Consider the following 18,067-nt stretch of genomic DNA (forward strand, 5'->3'; position numbering starts at 1 on the left):
TTCTTTGCAGATATGCATATTCACATCGGAGCATCTCAAACAGGAAAAGCGATCAAGATTACAGGTTCAAGATCTCTGACACTTCGCAATATTTTACGCGTAGCCAAACATGTAAAAGGTATGGATGTCATAGGAATCATCGATTGTCATTCGCCTGAAGTCCTTCAGGAATTAAAAGAACTTGAACAAAATGGTTACTTACAAGAGCTCGAAGAAGGCGGCTTATCGATTGATGGATTAACACTAATACCAGGGGCCGAGATTGAGATAAACGATGAACATTGTAAAGGGCCGATCCACGTTCTTGTATATATGCCGAGTCTTGCTACGATGGAGAGGTTAAGTGCATGGCTAACTCCTCGAATGAAGAACATCCATCTAAGTTCTCAACGGATGTACGGCAGTGCTCTTGAACTTCAGGAGTTTGTGAAGAACGCTGGTGGGTTATTTATTCCAGCCCATATTTTTACTCCGTTCAAAAGTTTATACGGAAAAGGAGTAGATTCTTCTCTAACGGAAGTGTTAGATCCAGCTTTGATAGATGGTGTTGAACTAGGTTTAAGTTCAAATACCGAGATGGCATCTCGGCTTGAAGAGCTTTCTCCATTCACCTTCTTAACCAATTCTGATGCCCATTCATTAGAGAAAATCGCCCGTGAATATCAAATGCTCTCCTTAAAGAAACCATCGTTTAAAGAATTTAAAATGGCTCTTCAAGGAAAAAATGGTAGAGAGATCATTGCAAATTATGGTCTCAATCCTTATCTCGGTAAATACTATAATTCGGTTTGTGAAACATGTTTTGAGGTATACCCACTAAACAGTGTGAATTGCGTTAAATGTGGAAGTAAGAAGTTCATAAAGGGAGTCAACGACCGGATCAATGAACTTCAAGGTACAAGAACAAGTAAAGTAAACAGACCCCCGTATATTCATCAGATACCGCTCGAGTTCATACCAGGATTAGGTCCAAAATCTTTAGTGAAACTCCGTGAAGCGATTGGAACAGACATGGATATCATACATTCTTCTACCCAAAGTCAGCTGGAGGAAATTGTTAAACCAGCTATAGCAGAACAGATCCTATCTGCTAGAAATGGAGAACTCTCTGTCCAAATAGGTGGAGGCGGAACTTACGGAAAAGTAATTCTCAATCATCCTAGTAAAAGTAAAAAATAAGACATACCTTCTCCCCTGATTCATAGAATAGGATTAAGAGATTCGGTGGAGGAGGCTTACATATGGAGAGTGCGCGCTATTACATGCAGCGGCATCTTGAAGAAAATAAAACGTTGTATGCGTTTGTTGGTGTTCTCTTTTTAATGGGTGTCATTTTTGGGGCAATCATCGTTAATTCGTTGAGTCTGAATCAAAAACAAGATTTATACACGTATTTATCACGTTTTTTTGTTCAAGCTGCTGAAGGTGGCTTTACGAGCAAAACAGACATGTTCTTTCAAAGCTTTGGCCATTATTTAAAATATATGGGTCTCATGTGGATTCTAGGTTTATCTGTAATCGGGCTGCCTGTTATTTTAGTTATGCTGTTCTTAAAAGGGGTAGTAATCGGTTTTACAGTAGGATTCTTAGTGAATCAAATGGGATGGTACGGTTTTTTATTATCATTTGTATCTGTTCTCCCACAAAACGTACTATTAATACCTGCTTTTATTATCGTAACAGTCGCTGCAGTTGCTTTTTCTTTTAAAATGATCCGTCAACTTGCCTTTAAAAGGCACCACATGCCCTTTTTGCCTCAGCTATTAAGATATACATTATTGGTAGCGGGTGTAGGTGTCATGGTATTGCTTGCTTCAACGATGGAAGCATTTTTTACTCCAGCCCTTATGGAACAAGTAATCAAATGGTCAATATAACTAGAAAGAATAATTATTTGTTTATAATAAGTTTAAATCGTTAATTAAAATGACTTTAAATTGACAACTTTTTTCTCCTTGCTTATAATTATCTTGTGCATACATAAGGAGGAAAAGGGTATGGAAAGCAGAATCGACCGTATCAAAAAACAGCTGCATTCACAAAGTTATAAGCTGACTCCACAGCGTGAGGCGACCGTGAGAGTCCTCCTCGAAAACGAAGAAGATCATTTAAGTGCGGAAGATGTTTATCTGCTCGTAAAAGAAAAGGCGCCAGAGATTGGTTTGGCGACCGTTTACCGTACTCTGGAACTCTTAACCGAACTTAAGGTAGTCGATAAGATTAACTTTGGGGATGGGGTATCCCGTTACGATCTTAGAACAGAAGGTGCTGATCATTTTCATCATCATCTCGTTTGTATCGAATGTGGAGCGGTGGACGAAATACAAGAAGACCTTCTTGGCGATGTGGAAAAAGTAGTTGAAGAAGGCTGGAATTTTAAAATTAAAGATCACAGACTGACATTTCATGGAATCTGTCACAGATGTCATCCTAAGGATAATAATGAAGGTGAAGGAAGCGAAGAGTAGCGCTTCCTTTTTGTATTTTGCTCTATAGCATTGAAATCGGGAACTATTATCTAAGAAGAATTAATACTCATTTAGAAGATATTAGGCAAAGAATATTTACAAAGTCCCAAGAATCGGGTAACGTATGATGTGTAGATTCAACTTTTATGTATAATCGGGGAACATGTGGGCATAACCTGTACTATATGAGGACAGGGGTGGACATGATGATTTCCTGGATGAAAATGGTTTGGAATACAACAAAGGTGTTCTTTGCTTTTTCAATTTGCACGCTCGTGTTTTATTTCGGTTTGCTTTGGATCAATCAAGAATATGAAAACTATCATAGATATGACGAACCAAAAGGTAAAGCTGTTAAAGTCTTTAACTTGAGTTCTGATAAGGACTCAAACGCTGTAAAAAGACTTTTTTATTTTTATCAGACCGGTGAGTAAGGAGGGGTAGAGTGAACGATCATGTTCAGGATTTTCTTCAATACATTATTGTAGAACGAGCCCTCTCAAAGAACACAATCGACTCCTATAAGAGAGATTTAACTCAATATGTACGGTATCTCGAAAAAGTCGAATCTCTTGAAACTATTCATGAGATTGACCGTAATCATATAATGGGATATCTTTTATTTTTAAAAGAGAATGGTAAGGCTTCCACGACGCTAGCGCGCAACATTGCGTCTATTCGGTCTTTTCACCAGTTTCTTTTAAGAGAGAAGGTCTCTAATCAAGATCCTTCTGTACATATTGAAACACCTAAAACAGAGCGGAAGCTTCCGAAAGTTCTATCTACAGATGAGGTTGAAGCACTGTTAGACACACCTGCTGCGAACGATCCATTCTCACAAAGAGATAAGGGCATGCTCGAGCTTTTGTATGCAACTGGCATTCGAGTTTCAGAACTTGTGCAGCTTAATATAGGAGATGTCCATTTAGATATGGGATTCATCCGCTGTATAGGCAAAGGGAACAAAGAAAGAATCATCCCTTTAGGAAAGATGGCCCAAACAGCAATCGAACGATATCTGCAAAATGGACGTTCAATCATGTTAAAAGGCAAGAAGACAGATGCACTCTTTTTGAATCATCACGGAAATCGTTTGTCTCGCCAGGGATTTTGGAAGATATTAAAGCAACTAGCAAGAAAAGCTCATATCGAGAAGGAACTTACACCGCATACACTTCGTCATTCGTTCGCAACACATCTATTAGAAAACGGAGCGGATCTGCGTGCAGTGCAAGAGATGTTAGGACATGCTGATATTTCCACAACACAAATTTATACCCATGTAACGAAAACAAGATTAAAAGATGTATACTCCGCCTTCCATCCGAGGGCGTGAGCTTTCTTTTTTTGATAAGATGTCAGACTTCTGACATCATCAAGAATTTGTTTGTTGTTTCTGCTATAAGGAAATAGTAAATAAAGTGAATGTACGAATTTCAGGAGGACAAAATGAAACAATCACGTTTTAAGAGAACATTTTTAGTCGTAATGGATTCTGTAGGAATTGGTGAAGCGCCAGATGCAGAAAAATTCGGAGATAAAGGAGCTCACACGCTAGGGCACATCGCACGTGAGATGAACGGCCTCAACGTTCCAAACATGGAAAAGCTAGGCCTTGGAAACATTGATTCGACGATGGAAGGAATTCAGAAAGCAACGAACCCAATCGGACATTATGCGAAACTTCCTGAACTTTCAAATGGTAAAGATACGATGACGGGACATTGGGAGATCATGGGTCTTCACATAAAAGAACCTTTTCAAACGTTTCCGGATGGCTTTCCTGATGAGTTGATTGATATGCTTACCGAAAAATGGGGTAGAGGAATTCTAGGGAACAAAGCTGCGTCAGGTACTGAAATTATTACTGAGCTCGGAGAAGAGCATGTGAAAACAGGAAAGTTGATCGTTTATACGTCTGCTGACTCTGTGTTGCAGATTGCAGCTCATGAGGATGTCGTTCCGCTAGAAGAATTATATGAAATCTGCGAAACGGCGAGAGAAATGACACGTGAAGGTAAGTATATGTTAGGAAGAATCATTGCTCGTCCGTTTAAAGGTGAACCAGGAGCATTTGAAAGAACGTCTAACCGTCACGACTATGCCCTAAAACCTTTCGGAAGAACGGTTATGAACGAGTTAGAAGACGCAGGATACGACAGCATCGCACTAGGTAAGATCTCTGATATCTTTGACGGTGAAGGTGTGACGAAAGCCATTCGTACGAAATCGAACATGGATGGGATGGACAAGCTTGTGAAGTCGATGGATGAAGACTTTACAGGTCTAAACTTTTTGAACTTGGTTGATTTTGATGCATTGTTCGGACATAGAAGAGATCCAAAAGGATATGGTCAGGCATTAGAAGAATTTGATGCTCGATTGCCAGAGGTACTTGAAAAGCTAAAAGAAGACGATCTGCTTATCATCACAGCTGACCATGGAAACGATCCTGTTCATCATGGTACAGATCACACGCGTGAATATGTGCCTTTAATGGTGTATTACAAAGGAATTAAAGAAGGTAAAGAACTTAATGTAGGGAACACGTTCGCTGATATTGGTGCGACCATCGCTGAGATTTATGATGTGAAAAAACCAAGTATCGGTCAAAGCTTTTTAAATCAACTTTAAGGTTAAGTTAAGGGGGAAATGAACATGTCAAAACAATTACAGACATCTGCAGATTTTATTCAATCAAAACTTACTTCTACTCCAAAAATAGGTTTGATCTTAGGCTCTGGTCTAGGAATCCTTGCGGAAGAAATTCAAAACCCAGTTATAATACCATACTCAGATATTCCTGAATTTCCTGTATCGACTGTAGAAGGTCACGCTGGACAGCTTGTTATTGGTGAGCTTGCTGGAAAACAAGTAGTAGCGATGCAAGGGCGTTTTCATTATTACGAAGGATACTCGATGGAAAAAGTAACGTTTCCAGTTCGTGTGATGAAATTGATCGGTGTTGAAACAATCGTTGTAACGAACGCTGCAGGCGGTGTTAACAAGGATTTCGAAGCTGGGGACCTTATGCTGATCACAGATCATATCAATAACTTTGGTAACAATCCGTTAATCGGTGCTAATGATGATTCGTTTGGCGTTCGTTTTCCAGATATGAGTGAAGCTTACACGTTGTCTCTACAGGACGTTGCACGTGGTGTAGCAAAAGACTTAAACATCTCATTAAAAGAAGGGGTTTACGCAGGTAACACCGGTCCTTCATACGAAACGCCAGCAGAAGTAAGAATGCTTCGTGTTTGGGGAGCAGATGCTGTAGGAATGTCTACGGTTCCAGAAGTGATCATCGCACGTCATGCTGGAATGAAAGTACTTGGAATTTCGTGTATTTCGAATATGGCAGCAGGAATCTTAGATCAGCCGTTAACACATGATGAGGTTATGGAGACTACGGAGATGGTAAAATCCAATTTCCTTTCTTTAGTTAAAGGGATCGTTAAGGAAATCTAGCAGACAGTCTCTGCGTGAAGTCCGAAGTATTTAATTTAACTTTTAAAAATATGTTCATATGAAGTGATAAGAAAGTGGTGCTATTAACATGAGAATGGTTGATTTAATTCAAAAAAAGCGTGATGGAAAAGAACTAACAAAAGCGGAGATCGATTTTATTATTCAAAATTATACAAATGGTGATATTCCGGACTATCAAATGTCTGCATTTGCAATGGCTGTATACTTTAAAGATATGACAACTGAAGAGCGCGCGCATTTAACGATGGCGATGGTAGAGTCAGGTGATCAGATTGACCTTTCTGCGATCGAAGGGATTAAAGTAGACAAGCACTCAACGGGTGGTGTTGGTGATACAACGACTCTTGTTCTAGCTCCATTAGTTGCTGCACTTGATGTACCTGTAGCGAAAATGTCGGGAAGAGGGCTTGGCCATACAGGTGGAACGATCGACAAATTGGAAGCTGTACCTGGTTTCCACGTTGAGATCGACAACCAAGAATTTATTGACCTTGTAAATAAAAATAAACTTGCTGTTATCGGACAAAGCGGAAATCTGACACCAGCTGATAAAAAGCTGTATGGTCTTCGTGACGTAACGGCAACAGTTAACTCTATCCCATTGATCGCGAGCTCGATCATGAGTAAAAAAATCGCAGCTGGTGCTGATGCAATCGTCCTTGATGTAAAAACAGGTGCGGGAGCATTCATGAAAACACCAGAAGAAGCAGAAGAACTCGCTAACGCAATGGTGAAAATTGGTAATGCAGTAGGACGTAACACGATGGCTGTTATCTCTGATATGAGCCAGCCTCTAGGTCTTGCGATCGGAAATGCTTTAGAGATCAAGGAAGCAATCGATACGCTTAATGGTCAAGGACCAAAAGACCTTGAAGAACTTTGCTTAACTTTAGGTTCTCACATGGTGTATCTTGCGAAAAAAGCAGATTCACTCGAGCAAGCACGTGAGATGCTAAAAGAAGTAATCGCTTCTGGAAAAGCACTTGAAACATTAAAAGTGTTCCTAAAAGCTCAAGGTGGAGACGAATCAGTGGTTGATCATCCAGAAAGAATGCCACAAGCTGCACATACATTTGAGTTAGCTGCAGATGAAGAAGGCTATGTTTCTGAAATTGTTGCAGATGAGATTGGTACGGCGGCAATGATCTTAGGTGCAGGTCGCGCTACGAAAGAATCTGAGATCGATCTAGCTGTCGGATTAATGCTTAACAAAAAAGTCGGTGACCAAGTTTCTAAAGGTGATTCACTTGTAACCATTTACAGCAATACTGAGAATGTAGAAGAAGTGAAGAAGAAAATCCGTGAGGCTTATACGATTTCGAAAGATGCTGTAGAAGCTCCACCACTTGTTTATAAAGAGATTAAGAAATAATGAATACCAAAAATGACCCAAGAGTTAGTACTCTAGGGTCATTTTTTTGTTTTCTCGAACTTCGAAATGGTTGGAAGATCCGGTATAAAGTGAAAAAATATGGAAAAAATAATACTATATGAATGGAGGGAACTGTATGAAAGGCGTTATTTCAGGTCTACTAAGTATTTGTTTGTTGGCTTCTTTTTCAATCCCAAAAGCGGAGGCAGCAGAAAAAGCAAAAGAAAAAATAAAGCTTGCAGAACAGAGCCACTCGGCCATTTTAATGGAGCAAGATAGTGGGAGTGTGCTATTCGAAAAGAATAGCCATGAGAAGCTGCCGCCAGCGAGCATGACCAAAATCATGACGATGATATTAATCATGGAAGCCATCGATAAAGGCAAGATCAGCTGGAATGATAAGATTCGTGTAAGTGAATATGCGGCAAGCATGGGAGGATCTCAAATCTTCCTTGAACCAGGTGAAGAGATGCGAGTAGAAGACATGGTGAAAGGAATAGCAATCGGAAGTGCGAACGATGCTTCAGTGGCTATGGCAGAACATATCGCTGGATCTGTTGAATCCTTTGTAGATCGTATGAACGATAAAGCGAAACAACTCGGTTTAAACGATACGTTCTTTAAAAATCCTACAGGGCTTCCTGCTGCAGGTCATTATACGTCTGCTCATGATATGGCCCTTATGGGAAAAGAACTTCTTAAGCATGAGGAAGTTACAAAGTTCACAGGACTTTATGAAGATTATTTAAGAGAAGAAACAGAAAAGAAATTTTGGCTTGTTAATACGAACAGACTTGTTAAGTTCTATCCAGGGGTAGATGGGTTGAAAACGGGCTTCACGAACGAAGCAAAATATTGTTTAACAGCCACTGCTAACAAGAACGGGATGAGAGTCATCGCTGTTGTTATGGGAGCACCTTCTCCTAAAGACAGAAATGCTCAAGTTACTTCGATGCTTGACTACGCTTTTACACAGTTTTCAACGAAAAAGCTTTATGCAAGACATGAGATTGTAAAAGAAGTTAAAGTACAAAAAGCGGAAAAGTCTAAACTTCCTGTTGTTACTTCAGAACACATTTCACTGTTATTGAAGAAGGGTGAGACAGCGAAAAAAGTGAAAACTGAAGTAAATGTAGATAAAGATTTGAAATTACCTGTAAAAAAGGGACAGCAGATCGGTTCTTTAAAAATATATAACGGGAACAAGCTGATAACAGAAAGTCCTGTGTTAGCTTCAGAGACGGTAAAAAAAGCATCTTGGTGGAAACTTTTCAAACGAACAGCAGGACAAATGTCAAAATCCTCATGACTTTAATGATTTCTTGACAGTTATAGGCGAATTCCCACTAGTTTTGTCAAGAGTGAAGGAATTCGTCATTTTTTATAGAAAATTCACGTTATCCAAAAAAGAAGGAGAGGATAGCGTGGGATTAGCTGTCAATTTGGAACTTAAACACACCGTATTATGCATCCGCTTAGATGGAGAACTTGATCACCATACTGCGGACATGCTTCGGTCACAAGTGGAAGATTATTTGAGGAAGCATACGGTAAACCATATTGTCTTAAATTTAGAAGGTTTGAGTTTCATGGATAGTTCAGGTTTAGGCGTTATACTAGGGCGTTATAAGCAGATCAAAAGTCAGAATGGTGAGATGGTGGTATGCGCCATATCTCCAGCGGTAAAACGACTTTTTGAGATGTCAGGACTGTTTAAGATTATCAAGCTTGAAGAAGATGAAGAGCTTGCCCTTCAGGCTTTGGGGGTGGCTTAAAATGAGAAATGAGATGAAGATTCAGTTTTCAGCGTTAAGTCAGAATGAATCCTTCGCACGTGTGACGGTTGCTGCGTTTATCGCTCAGATCGACCCAACAGTTGATGAACTGACAGAGATCAAAACCGTTGTATCTGAAGCGGTGACGAACGCGATCATTCACGGATACGAAAACAAAGCAACTGGAATGGTTTATATTGAAGCAGCTATCGAGGAGGATACGATCCACCTTACGATCCGTGACGAAGGTTTGGGAATTCGTGATCTTGATCAAGCAAGACAGCCGCTATATACGTCCAAGCCAGAACTAGAACGCTCAGGAATGGGTTTTACGATCATGGAGAATTTTATGGATAGTGTAGAAGTCATCTCAGAACCGTCTTACGGCACTACGATTCATTTGACAAAATACTTGACCAAAAATAAAGCAATGTGTAATTAAGGGAGTATGTCTATGGATGTCGAGGTGAAAGGCAGCAAAAGTGAACCGTTTCTTAAGGATGAAGAGATTAAGCGATTGATCAAACAGAGTCAGGAAGGAGATCAGTCAGCCCGTGATACGATCGTTGAAAAGAACATGCGGCTTGTCTGGTCTGTGGTTCAGCGCTTTTTAAACAGAGGTTATGAAGCAGATGACCTTTTTCAAATCGGCTCTATCGGGCTATTAAAATCTGTTGATAAATTTGATCTTTCTTATGATGTTAGGTTCTCTACCTATGCAGTGCCTATGATCATCGGTGAGATACAGCGGTTCATCAGGGATGATGGAACGGTTAAAGTCAGCAGATCATTAAAAGAGACCGGTAACAAAGTGCGTAAAGCAAAAGACGAGCTATCTAAATCACTTGGGAGAACACCTACCATTTCAGAAGTAGCAGAATTTCTAGAGATCGCAGTAGAAGATGTAATCATGGCTCAGGATGCTGTACGAGCACCACAGTCGATTCATGAAACTGTTTATGAGAACGACGGTGATCCCATTACGTTACTAGACCAAATCTCCGATCACTCGGATAATAAGTGGTTTGATAAGATCGCGTTAAAAGATATTATGGATAAACTTGATGAGAGAGAGCGGCTGATTGTTTATTTAAGATATTTTAAAGATCAAACACAATCTGAAGTGGCCGACCGGCTGGCCATATCTCAAGTACAGGTATCCAGGCTAGAAAAGAAAATATTATTATTTATGAAAAACCAGATGGAGACTTAAACGTCCTATCTGGTTTTTTGTTTTTTTCAAGAACTTGTAAGATTAGTTGATTTCCGCTCCAGGTTGCACGCTTTCCATGGGGCGAACGGTGTTCGAAGAAGTATATGTGCTCCTGCGTCTACAAGAAAATCCTATCGAAGCGAGCTTCCTCGTCGCATGCCTTACGAGAAGAATTTGCAGAGTGGCTGGCACGCTACGCGCCGTTAGGAGTCTCCACCTGCACGCTCGTCCCATAGGAGTCGGCAACCTTCCGCTCCAATCAACTTTCAATGAAGTAGAAAAAAGCAACTAAAAACAAAATGCTTAGAAAAGGATTTTATTCCGACGTTACATCAAGAGGCTTCGTTCAAACCGCTATCCGTCCTAACAGTCGCCACCAGTTTTAGCCTTTTCGTGATTAATGGTGAACAGTTAAGAAGGCAAACTGCGCATTCATATTCCCGGCCAATTTTGCATGTCGGTTCTTAAGGAGCAACTTTTACTTTTTAGACTGTCTTGTCCGCTTCAAGATTCTATTCTTATTCCTCTCTCTAAAAAGGTAATCCTTCCGAAGTGAAGAGCATCCTCGTCACACTTGCCTTGCAGAAAACATCCAATCAACTTGTAAAGAAGTGAAAAAGAAAAATTCTAAAAGCAAATTGCTTTAAAAGCCTTTTTCACGCAAATTTCACCAAGAGTCTTCTGTACTTATGTTATGACTTTTAAACTAAATTTCCAACATCCTTAGTGTTACCTAAACTTCGCTGATTAGGTTGATTTGAGTGTAAGGTGCGAGACTCCTGCGGGACGAGCGGTCAGTTCAAAAGTGAAAGTGGCTCATTCAGCCCCGACAAGCAAAAGCTGAATGGGCTATGAAGGCGCATTTTGCCTTCTTGACCGTTTAGCTTTTGATCTCGAGGGGCTAGCCACTGTAACTAGACAGGTGAGACACTTAGAGGCGCGAAGCGGCAAGTGGCTCACCGGTCGCCCCGCGGAAAGGGAGCACCTGAAACGGAAATCAACCACTTTCAAAAACATCCAAAAACCACTAAACGTTTTTTTGTGGTAGTTTTTGGATGCTGTTACATGTGAAGCATGATAAGAATTCCATCATCGCATACTAAACACAAATGCGCTTAGAAAGAGGTGAAGTGAAAATTGGATAAAACCGTATACCTGCGTATGCGTCAACGTGTACAGGTGATTCAGCATCAGAAAGTCACGATCGGAGAAGTTGCACAGATTGTAGCATCTGATGAATTAGAAGAAGCCATTAAGGGATATATTATCCACGAAGTAACCCCTGAAGATAAGCATTTGATTGTGATCGATGTCATGCGTGTGATCGCTACGATTCAAAAGAAAAACCCTGGATTAGATGTTCAAACTATCGGACCTGCACAATCGATTCTAGAGATTCAGATGCAACAAAAAAAGCTGGCACCAGTGTATTTTGTCTTGGTGTGGCTTCTACTTTTTACAGGCTCGGCACTCGCGATCATGAATTTTCATGAAGATGTAAGCATGCAACTTGTTCACCAAAAAATCTATTTTCTTATAACGGGGCATTATAAAGAGCAGCCCCTATTACTTCAGATTCCATATTCGTTCGGTCTTGGTCTAGGCATGATTCTTTTCTTTAACCATCTTTTCCGAAAAAGACTTAATGAAGAACCAAGCCCGTTGGAAGTTGAGATGTTTAATTATCAACAAGACCTCGATCAGTACGTGATCGTTCATGAAAACAAAGAAACAGAGAAAAAGATCAATGGGAATTAAAGTATTGCTCATTGCTTTTATCGGTTTTGGCGGTGGAATCACAGTAGGCTCTGGTCTTGTGGCTTTAATCACTGTTCTTGGAATCGTGCCAAGGCTGATGCAGCTCTCTAAAACGTATCGATATATTAGAGGTTATGAGTTAAGCATTATTTTAGGTGCTGTGATCGGCGGTTGGATGAATCTAAGGAACGCTTCAATTGGGTTTTCTGCTTTCTTTCTTATACCGATCGGTTTATTTATGGGGATCTTTGTTGGGATGTTAGCCGCAGCGTTAACAGAAGTATTGAATGTACTCCCGATTCTTGCGAAAAGAGTTGGATTTGGAGAGAAAATCATCATTATATTAATGGCAATTGTACTTGGGAAAATCTCAGGATCTTTGTTTCATTGGATGTACTACATTAATCATTAAGGATGTGATTGTACGATGGCAACAAAAGAAGAACAGCAGGCATATGCCGAAAAAATTAAATCGATACAGCCGAAACCTCCGTATGTTTTAAATTGTTTAAAAGCATTTTTAATAGGTGGGATCATCTGCACGATCGGTCAAGCGATTCAAATGTTCTACATGACTTACTTTAACTTCACGCAAGAAACAGCGGGAAATCCGACGGTTGCAACGCTCATTCTAATCGCAGCACTATTAACAGGACTCGGAGTATACGATAAGATCGGTCAGTTCGCTGGAGCAGGTTCTGTCGTTCCGGTAACAGGATTCGCTAACGCCGTTACGAGTGCGGCATTAGAACATAAAAGTGAAGGTTTAGTACTCGGAGTGGCTACAAATCTCTTCAAATTAGCTGGAGCTGTTATCGTATTTGGAGCTGTATCTGCCTATATTTTCGGTATGATCCGCTACATCTTTCAGCACTTGACATAAGGAGTGAAGGCATGAATTTATTAGGAAGACAAACATGGAAATTTGCAAATAACATTTACTTAAATGCGGCCGGCACAGCAGTAGGTCCGATGGAAAGCGAAGGACCTTTAGGCAGCTATTTTGATAAAACGTATAACAACCTTCACTGCGGACAAAAGAATTGGGAACTTGCTGAACGTCAGTTGATGGAAGATGCGATCAATGCTTGTTTGCACAAAGTAAAGATGAAGCCAGAAGATATCAACTTTTTGTTGGCAGGTGACTTGTTAAACCAAATCGTTTCGTCAAACTACACGGCTAGAGGAAACGGAATACCGTTCCTTGGTGTGTTTGGTGCATGTTCAACTTCGATGGAGTCTTTAGCATTAGGTGCAGCTTTAGTAGATGGCGGGTATGCGAATCGAATTGTAGCTGCAGTAAGCTCACACAATGCTACTGCTGAAAGACAGTTTAGATATCCTACTGAGTACGGTGGGCAAAAGCCAGATACAGCTACGTTTACCGTAACAGGTGCAGGTGCTGCACTTGTGAGTAAAGAGGTCTCAGATATAAAGATCACATCGGCAACTGTTGGAAAAGTAGTGGACTTAGGAATCAAAGATCCTTTTGATATGGGATCAGCGATGGCTCCTGCAGCTGCAGACACGATCGCGGCACATTTTAAAGAGATGGATGTTCAACCTGATGAGTACGATTTAATCGCTACAGGGGATCTTTCTGGAGTCGGTGCACCGATCGTTAAGATGTTATTAAAAGAGCAAGGGTATGATGTGTCTGACAATCATCGAGATTGCGGATTGATGATCTATCGAAGCGGACAACAGGTTTTTGCAGGAGGAAGTGGCTGTGCGTGTTCTGCCGTCGTTACGTACGGATATATCTTAGACGAGATTCGAAAAGGCAATCTAAAGAAAGTCTTGATGGTCGCAACGGGTGCATTATTAAACCCCGTAATGGTTCAGCAAAAAGAAAGTATTCCAACGGTTGCTCACGGCGTGGTTTTAGAGCGAGCGGAAGGAGGACAATAAGATGGAGTTTTTTTGGGCGTTTTTAGTAGGTGGAGCAATTTGTGTTGTAGGCCAGCTGATGATGGATGTAATGAAGCTGACACCGGCTCATGTAACAACTTCCTTTGTAGTAATTGGAGCACTTCTTGATGCTTTTGGTATCTATGATAACTTGATCAAATTTGCAGGAGCTGGAGCTACTGTTCCCATTACCAGTTTTGGTCACTCTCTTTTGCACGGAGCAATGGCATCAGCAGAGGAACATGGCTTTATCGGAATCGCCATGGGAATCTTTGAGTTAACATCTGCAGGAATCTCATCTGCTGTTCTGTTTGGATTTTTAGTAGCAGTCATCTTTGAACCTAAGGGGTGATCATATGGTGAAAAAACGGGTCATTTTCATAACGGATGGAGATCTGTATGCACTACGAGTCGTAGAGCATGCGGCTAAACAAGTTGGAGGACGCTGTATATCACAATCATGGGGAAATCCAACACGAAAAAGCGGTATAGAACTTGTAGAGATGATCCGAAAAACACCACATGACCCTGTACTTGTAATGTTTGATGACTGTGGTTTTAAAGGAGAAGGTCCAGGAGAACAAGCGATGAGATATATTCATCAGCAGAAAGATATTGATGTGATTGGTGCTGTAGCCGTAGCTTCCAAAACGCATTTTACAGAATGGACAAAAGTTCACTGTTCTATGGATCGATATGGAGAACTAACAGAGTTCGGTATTGATAAGAGTGGAATTCCAGATCTTGAAACAGGCAGGATTAACGGAGACACCGTCTATATCCTCGATGAATTAAACCTTCCTTTCGTAGTCGGTGTCGGGGATATCGGAAAAATGGCAGGCTTTGATTCTGTTGAAAAGGGAGCTCCGATTACAGTAAAAGCGATTCAACTTATTTTAGAAAGGAGCGAATCAATTGGCAACCGAAAAAAATAAAACACCGATTAGTAAGAACATTGAAGATACGGAAAGGTTTTTAAAAGAGCGTTTGGGTATTGGTGTGAGTTTTGATGTTGGTGTCAGAAAGATCTTTGTCTTAAAAAAGGAACTTCAGCTGTATTATTGTACGGGACTTTGCGACAGTGAGTTCATCATCATGATCTACCGCGAACTAATGGATATGGATCATGGTCATCGCGCGCCGAGTAAAGTAAAAGATCTTGTACATAATCATCTCGCACATCAGCAAGTAGAGATTACGAAATCGTTAGATGAAGCTGTAGACCGTATGCTTTCAGGTCTGATCGTTATATTCATTGACGGAGAAGAAGAAGCATTTGTTGTGGATGTAAGAAGTTATCCAGGAAGATCACCAGAAGAGCCGGACATTGAGAAAGTGGTGAGGGGAGCCCGTGATGGATACACGGAAAATATTATTATCAATACTGCTCTTACAAGAAGACGTATACGAGATGAACGATTACGACACGAAATTCTTCAAGTGGGTGAACGCTCTAAAACGGATGTATGTCTCGCTTATATTCAAGATGTGGCAGATCCCGGTCTCGTTGACCTTATTAGAAAAGAGCTTAACTCTATTGAGATCGACGGGATTCCAATGGCAGATAAGACGATCGAAGAGTTTATTGTAAAACAAGGTTGGAATCCGTTTCCCTTAGTCCGGTATACAGAAAGACCAGATGTTGCTGCACAGCATTTGATGGAAGGTCATGTATTAATCATCACAGATACATCGCCAAGTGTTATCATCACACCTACTACACTCTTTCATCACGTACAGCATGCAGAAGAGTTTAGGCAGACTCCATTTATAGGTGCTTTTTTAAGATGGACCCGTTTTACAGGCATGATGGCTTCAGTATTCTTAGTACCGATGTGGCTTTTGTTTTCGATGGAAGAGCAATTATTACCGCCTTTCATTGATTTTATCGGCCCGAATAAACACACGAACATCCCACTGTTTCTCCAGATTATCTTCGCGGAGATCGGGATTGATATATTAAGGCTAGCGGCCATCCATACACCGAGTGCACTATCGACCGCCATGGGTCTGATCGCAGCCGTATTGATCGGGCAGATCGCAATAGATGTAGGATTATTCGTGCCTGAAGTTATTCTATATGTTGCGATAGCAGCGATCGGATCCTTCTCCACACCAAGTTATGAGCTGAGTATCGCAAATAAAGTCCTGCGGCTTTTCTTGATTGCGATGGTTATGTTGTTTAAAGTACCAGGATTTATTATCGGATTCACATTGTTGGTTCTCTATATGGCAACGATCAAAAATTTGAACACACCTTACTTGTGGCCGCTCTTACCGTTTAATCCAAAAGCGTTTTTACAGATTGTCGTTCGAATAGCTGTTCCGCTATCAAAAGTTCGACCTAGCATTGTACATCCGCAGAACACCAAAAAACAGCCAACTAATTAATCTGTCCCTTGCTGATTGTTGAAAATTGTGTTAAATTCATAACTAATTAAATATGCCTCATATGAGGTAGAGGCGCAAAACGAATGAGTAGCATATGGAGTTCATGGATGACGATGAAATATGTTGAAAGGTCAATTTGCCGAAGTGTAAAAAGAGTTCCATCTCTTTTTATGCTGGGCCGTTGCTGAATAAGCAACGGACTGTCACTACAACTGTAGTGGAGAGCTATTCCGACATGAGGGTACGGTTTTTGACAGCCTGCCTTAGTTGCGGCTGTCTTTTGTATTTGTCGGGATTGAATTCTCTATCAACAACGAGAGGGGATTTTTTGTGAATTTACACGGAACATCAAAAATTGGAGATAATCAACATCTATGGATCGGTGGTTTAGATACGGTAGATCTAGCGAAAAAATACGGAACACCGCTATATTTGTATGATTTGTCCTTGATAAAAAATAGAGCAAGAGGCTTTAAAAAAGCATTCGAGGAAAATGGGGTAGGGTATCAAGTAGCATATGCCTCAAAAGCCTTTTCTTCCATCGCCATGTTTCAGCTTATCGAACAGGAAGGATTAAGTCTGGATGTAGTTTCAGGTGGAGAACTTTATACGGCACTTCAAGCTGAATTCCCACCTGAAAGAATTCATTTTCATGGAAACAACAAGAGCTTATCAGAATTAGAATTTGCACTTACAGCTGGAGTCGGTTGTATTGTAGTAGATAACTTTCATGAGATCTCCTTATTAAAAATGCTGAGCAGCAAGCTTAGCAAAAAAGTAGACATCTTACTGCGTTTAACTCCAGGAATTGAAGCCCATACCCATGATTACATCATAACAGGTCAGGAAGATTCTAAGTTTGGATTTGATTTAGGGAATGGTCAAGGAGACAGAGCACTTCAAGAAGTACTTGCATTTGAAGGCTTTCGCGTTTTGGGGATTCATTGTCATATTGGATCTCAAATCTTTGAAACAGAAGGATTCACTCTGGCGATTGAAAAGTTGTTCAGGCATTTTAAAAAGTGGGAAGAAAACTTTAACTATTTTCCAAGTGTCGTAAATCTTGGAGGTGGGTTCGGTATTCAATATACGTCAGAGGATACACCGCTTTCTCCTGAACAATACGTTACGGCCATGATTGAAGAAGTGAAGAAACAGATGATTCACTTTGAAGGGAAAGATCTGCCTGAACTTTGGATTGAACCAGGACGTTCACTCGTAGGTGATGCGGGTACGACGATCTATTCGATCGGGTCTCAAAAAGAGATCGAAGGAGTTAGGCATTATGTGTCCATTGATGGTGGGATGACAGATAACATTCGTCCTGCACTCTATCAAGCTAAATATGAAGCATTCGTAGCGAATAAGATGAACGAAGAACCAACACAAACTGTTTCGATCGCAGGAAAATGCTGTGAGAGTGGCGACATGTTAATCTGGGATATTGAACTTCCTGAAGTTTGTGATAACGACTTATTAGCCGTTTCATGTACGGGAGCTTACGGTTATAGTATGGCGAGCAATTATAATCGCATTCAGCGGCCAGCTGTTGTGTTTGTAGAGAACGGTGAAGAACAGCTTGTAGTGAAGCGGGAAACATATGAAGACCTCATCAAGAATGATGTTCCATTAAAAACGAATGTTTTTGTGTAAATTAGTTTACGGAGCAGACATTTAACCGTACAAT

20 protein-coding genes and 1 riboswitch are annotated in these 18,067 nt (G+C 40.6%); all 20 genes read left to right on the forward strand.

The genetic code is table 11. The features are described 5' to 3' along the window. The first annotated feature begins 12 nt into the window (after positions 1-12). The 20 genes from IHV11_RS05425 (at position 13) to lysA (ending at position 18,033) form a co-directional block, all read left to right on the forward strand. On the forward strand, positions 13-1,179 hold the full coding sequence (locus tag IHV11_RS05425; RefSeq protein ID WP_197194923.1) for an endonuclease Q family protein: 1,167 nt from the start codon (positions 13-15) through the stop codon (positions 1,177-1,179). Positions 1,180-1,241: 62 nt separating this feature from the next. After that, positions 1,242-1,877, forward strand: coding sequence for a stage II sporulation protein M (gene spoIIM, locus IHV11_RS05430; RefSeq protein ID WP_066395870.1), 636 nt, complete (start codon positions 1,242-1,244; stop codon positions 1,875-1,877). Positions 1,878-1,997: 120 nt separating this feature from the next. Further along, the gene (locus IHV11_RS05435; protein WP_144699257.1) at positions 1,998-2,468 is read left to right on the forward strand and encodes a Fur family transcriptional regulator; all 471 of its coding nucleotides are present in this window, start codon (positions 1,998-2,000) and stop codon (positions 2,466-2,468) included. 203 nt (positions 2,469-2,671) lie between these two features. Continuing rightward, positions 2,672-2,902, forward strand: coding sequence for a YqzK family protein (locus IHV11_RS05440; RefSeq protein ID WP_370568628.1), 231 nt, complete (start codon positions 2,672-2,674; stop codon positions 2,900-2,902). A gap of 11 nt (positions 2,903-2,913) precedes the next feature. Continuing rightward, positions 2,914-3,804 (forward strand): site-specific tyrosine recombinase XerD, encoded by an 891-nt coding sequence (xerD, locus tag IHV11_RS05445; RefSeq protein WP_197130831.1) that lies wholly within the window; start codon positions 2,914-2,916, stop codon positions 3,802-3,804. Positions 3,805-3,917: 113 nt separating this feature from the next. Next, on the forward strand, positions 3,918-5,102 hold the full coding sequence (gene deoB, locus IHV11_RS05450) for a phosphopentomutase (protein WP_197193916.1): 1,185 nt from the start codon (positions 3,918-3,920) through the stop codon (positions 5,100-5,102). 24 nt (positions 5,103-5,126) lie between these two features. After that, complete coding sequence (locus IHV11_RS05455; RefSeq protein ID WP_197191522.1) at positions 5,127-5,939, forward strand: purine-nucleoside phosphorylase; 813 nt, start codon at positions 5,127-5,129, stop codon at positions 5,937-5,939. Positions 5,940-6,027: 88 nt separating this feature from the next. Then, positions 6,028-7,332: a pyrimidine-nucleoside phosphorylase gene (locus tag IHV11_RS05460; RefSeq protein ID WP_197193917.1), complete on the forward strand. Its 1,305-nt coding sequence runs from the start codon at positions 6,028-6,030 to the stop codon at positions 7,330-7,332. Between the two features lie 136 nt (positions 7,333-7,468). After that, entirely contained in the window at positions 7,469-8,641 is a 1,173-nt protein-coding gene (locus IHV11_RS05465) for a D-alanyl-D-alanine carboxypeptidase family protein (protein ID WP_197130819.1), read from the forward strand. A 115-nt stretch (positions 8,642-8,756) separates the two neighbouring features. Next, positions 8,757-9,107 carry an anti-sigma F factor antagonist gene (gene spoIIAA / locus IHV11_RS05470; RefSeq protein ID WP_197130817.1) on the forward strand — a complete coding sequence of 117 codons (351 nt, stop codon included), beginning with the start codon at positions 8,757-8,759 and terminating at the stop codon, positions 9,105-9,107. Position 9,108: 1 nt separating this feature from the next. Next, a complete protein-coding gene (gene spoIIAB, locus IHV11_RS05475) occupies positions 9,109-9,549 on the forward strand; it encodes an anti-sigma F factor (RefSeq protein ID WP_066395840.1) in 441 nt (146 codons plus the stop codon). Positions 9,550-9,561: 12 nt separating this feature from the next. Next, on the forward strand, positions 9,562-10,320 hold the full coding sequence (gene sigF, locus IHV11_RS05480; protein ID WP_197130815.1) for an RNA polymerase sporulation sigma factor SigF: 759 nt from the start codon (positions 9,562-9,564) through the stop codon (positions 10,318-10,320). Between the two features lie 1,137 nt (positions 10,321-11,457). Beyond that, positions 11,458-12,078: a stage V sporulation protein AA gene (locus IHV11_RS05485; protein WP_197193918.1), complete on the forward strand. Its 621-nt coding sequence runs from the start codon at positions 11,458-11,460 to the stop codon at positions 12,076-12,078. Then, entirely contained in the window at positions 12,068-12,490 is a 423-nt protein-coding gene (locus IHV11_RS05490) for a stage V sporulation protein AB (RefSeq protein ID WP_197193919.1), read from the forward strand. Before IHV11_RS05485 ends, IHV11_RS05490 begins: the two co-directional genes overlap by 11 nt. 15 nt (positions 12,491-12,505) lie before the next feature. Then, positions 12,506-12,961 (forward strand): stage V sporulation protein AC, encoded by a 456-nt coding sequence (gene spoVAC / locus IHV11_RS05495; protein ID WP_197130807.1) that lies wholly within the window; start codon positions 12,506-12,508, stop codon positions 12,959-12,961. 11 nt (positions 12,962-12,972) lie between these two features. Then, on the forward strand, positions 12,973-13,989 hold the full coding sequence (gene spoVAD / locus IHV11_RS05500) for a stage V sporulation protein AD (protein WP_144699277.1): 1,017 nt from the start codon (positions 12,973-12,975) through the stop codon (positions 13,987-13,989). Position 13,990: 1 nt separating this feature from the next. After that, the gene (spoVAE, locus tag IHV11_RS05505) at positions 13,991-14,341 is read left to right on the forward strand and encodes a stage V sporulation protein AE (protein WP_197130805.1); all 351 of its coding nucleotides are present in this window, start codon (positions 13,991-13,993) and stop codon (positions 14,339-14,341) included. 4 nt (positions 14,342-14,345) lie between these two features. Next, positions 14,346-14,924, forward strand: a complete 579-nt coding sequence (locus IHV11_RS05510) for a stage V sporulation protein AE (protein ID WP_197193920.1) — start codon at positions 14,346-14,348, stop codon at positions 14,922-14,924. Further along, positions 14,905-16,380 carry a spore germination protein gene (locus IHV11_RS05515; protein ID WP_137788997.1) on the forward strand — a complete coding sequence of 492 codons (1,476 nt, stop codon included), beginning with the start codon at positions 14,905-14,907 and terminating at the stop codon, positions 16,378-16,380. Before IHV11_RS05510 ends, IHV11_RS05515 begins: the two co-directional genes overlap by 20 nt. Positions 16,381-16,439: 59 nt before the next feature. Next, positions 16,440-16,616, forward strand: a riboswitch (Lysine riboswitch). 94 nt (positions 16,617-16,710) lie between these two features. Then, positions 16,711-18,033, forward strand: coding sequence for a diaminopimelate decarboxylase (lysA, locus tag IHV11_RS05520; RefSeq protein WP_197193921.1), 1,323 nt, complete (start codon positions 16,711-16,713; stop codon positions 18,031-18,033). Positions 18,034-18,067: the final 34 nt, after the last annotated feature.

The organism is Fictibacillus sp. 26RED30 (assembly GCF_015903845.1).
Lineage (GTDB): Bacteria > Bacillota > Bacilli > Bacillales > Fictibacillaceae > Fictibacillus > Fictibacillus phosphorivorans.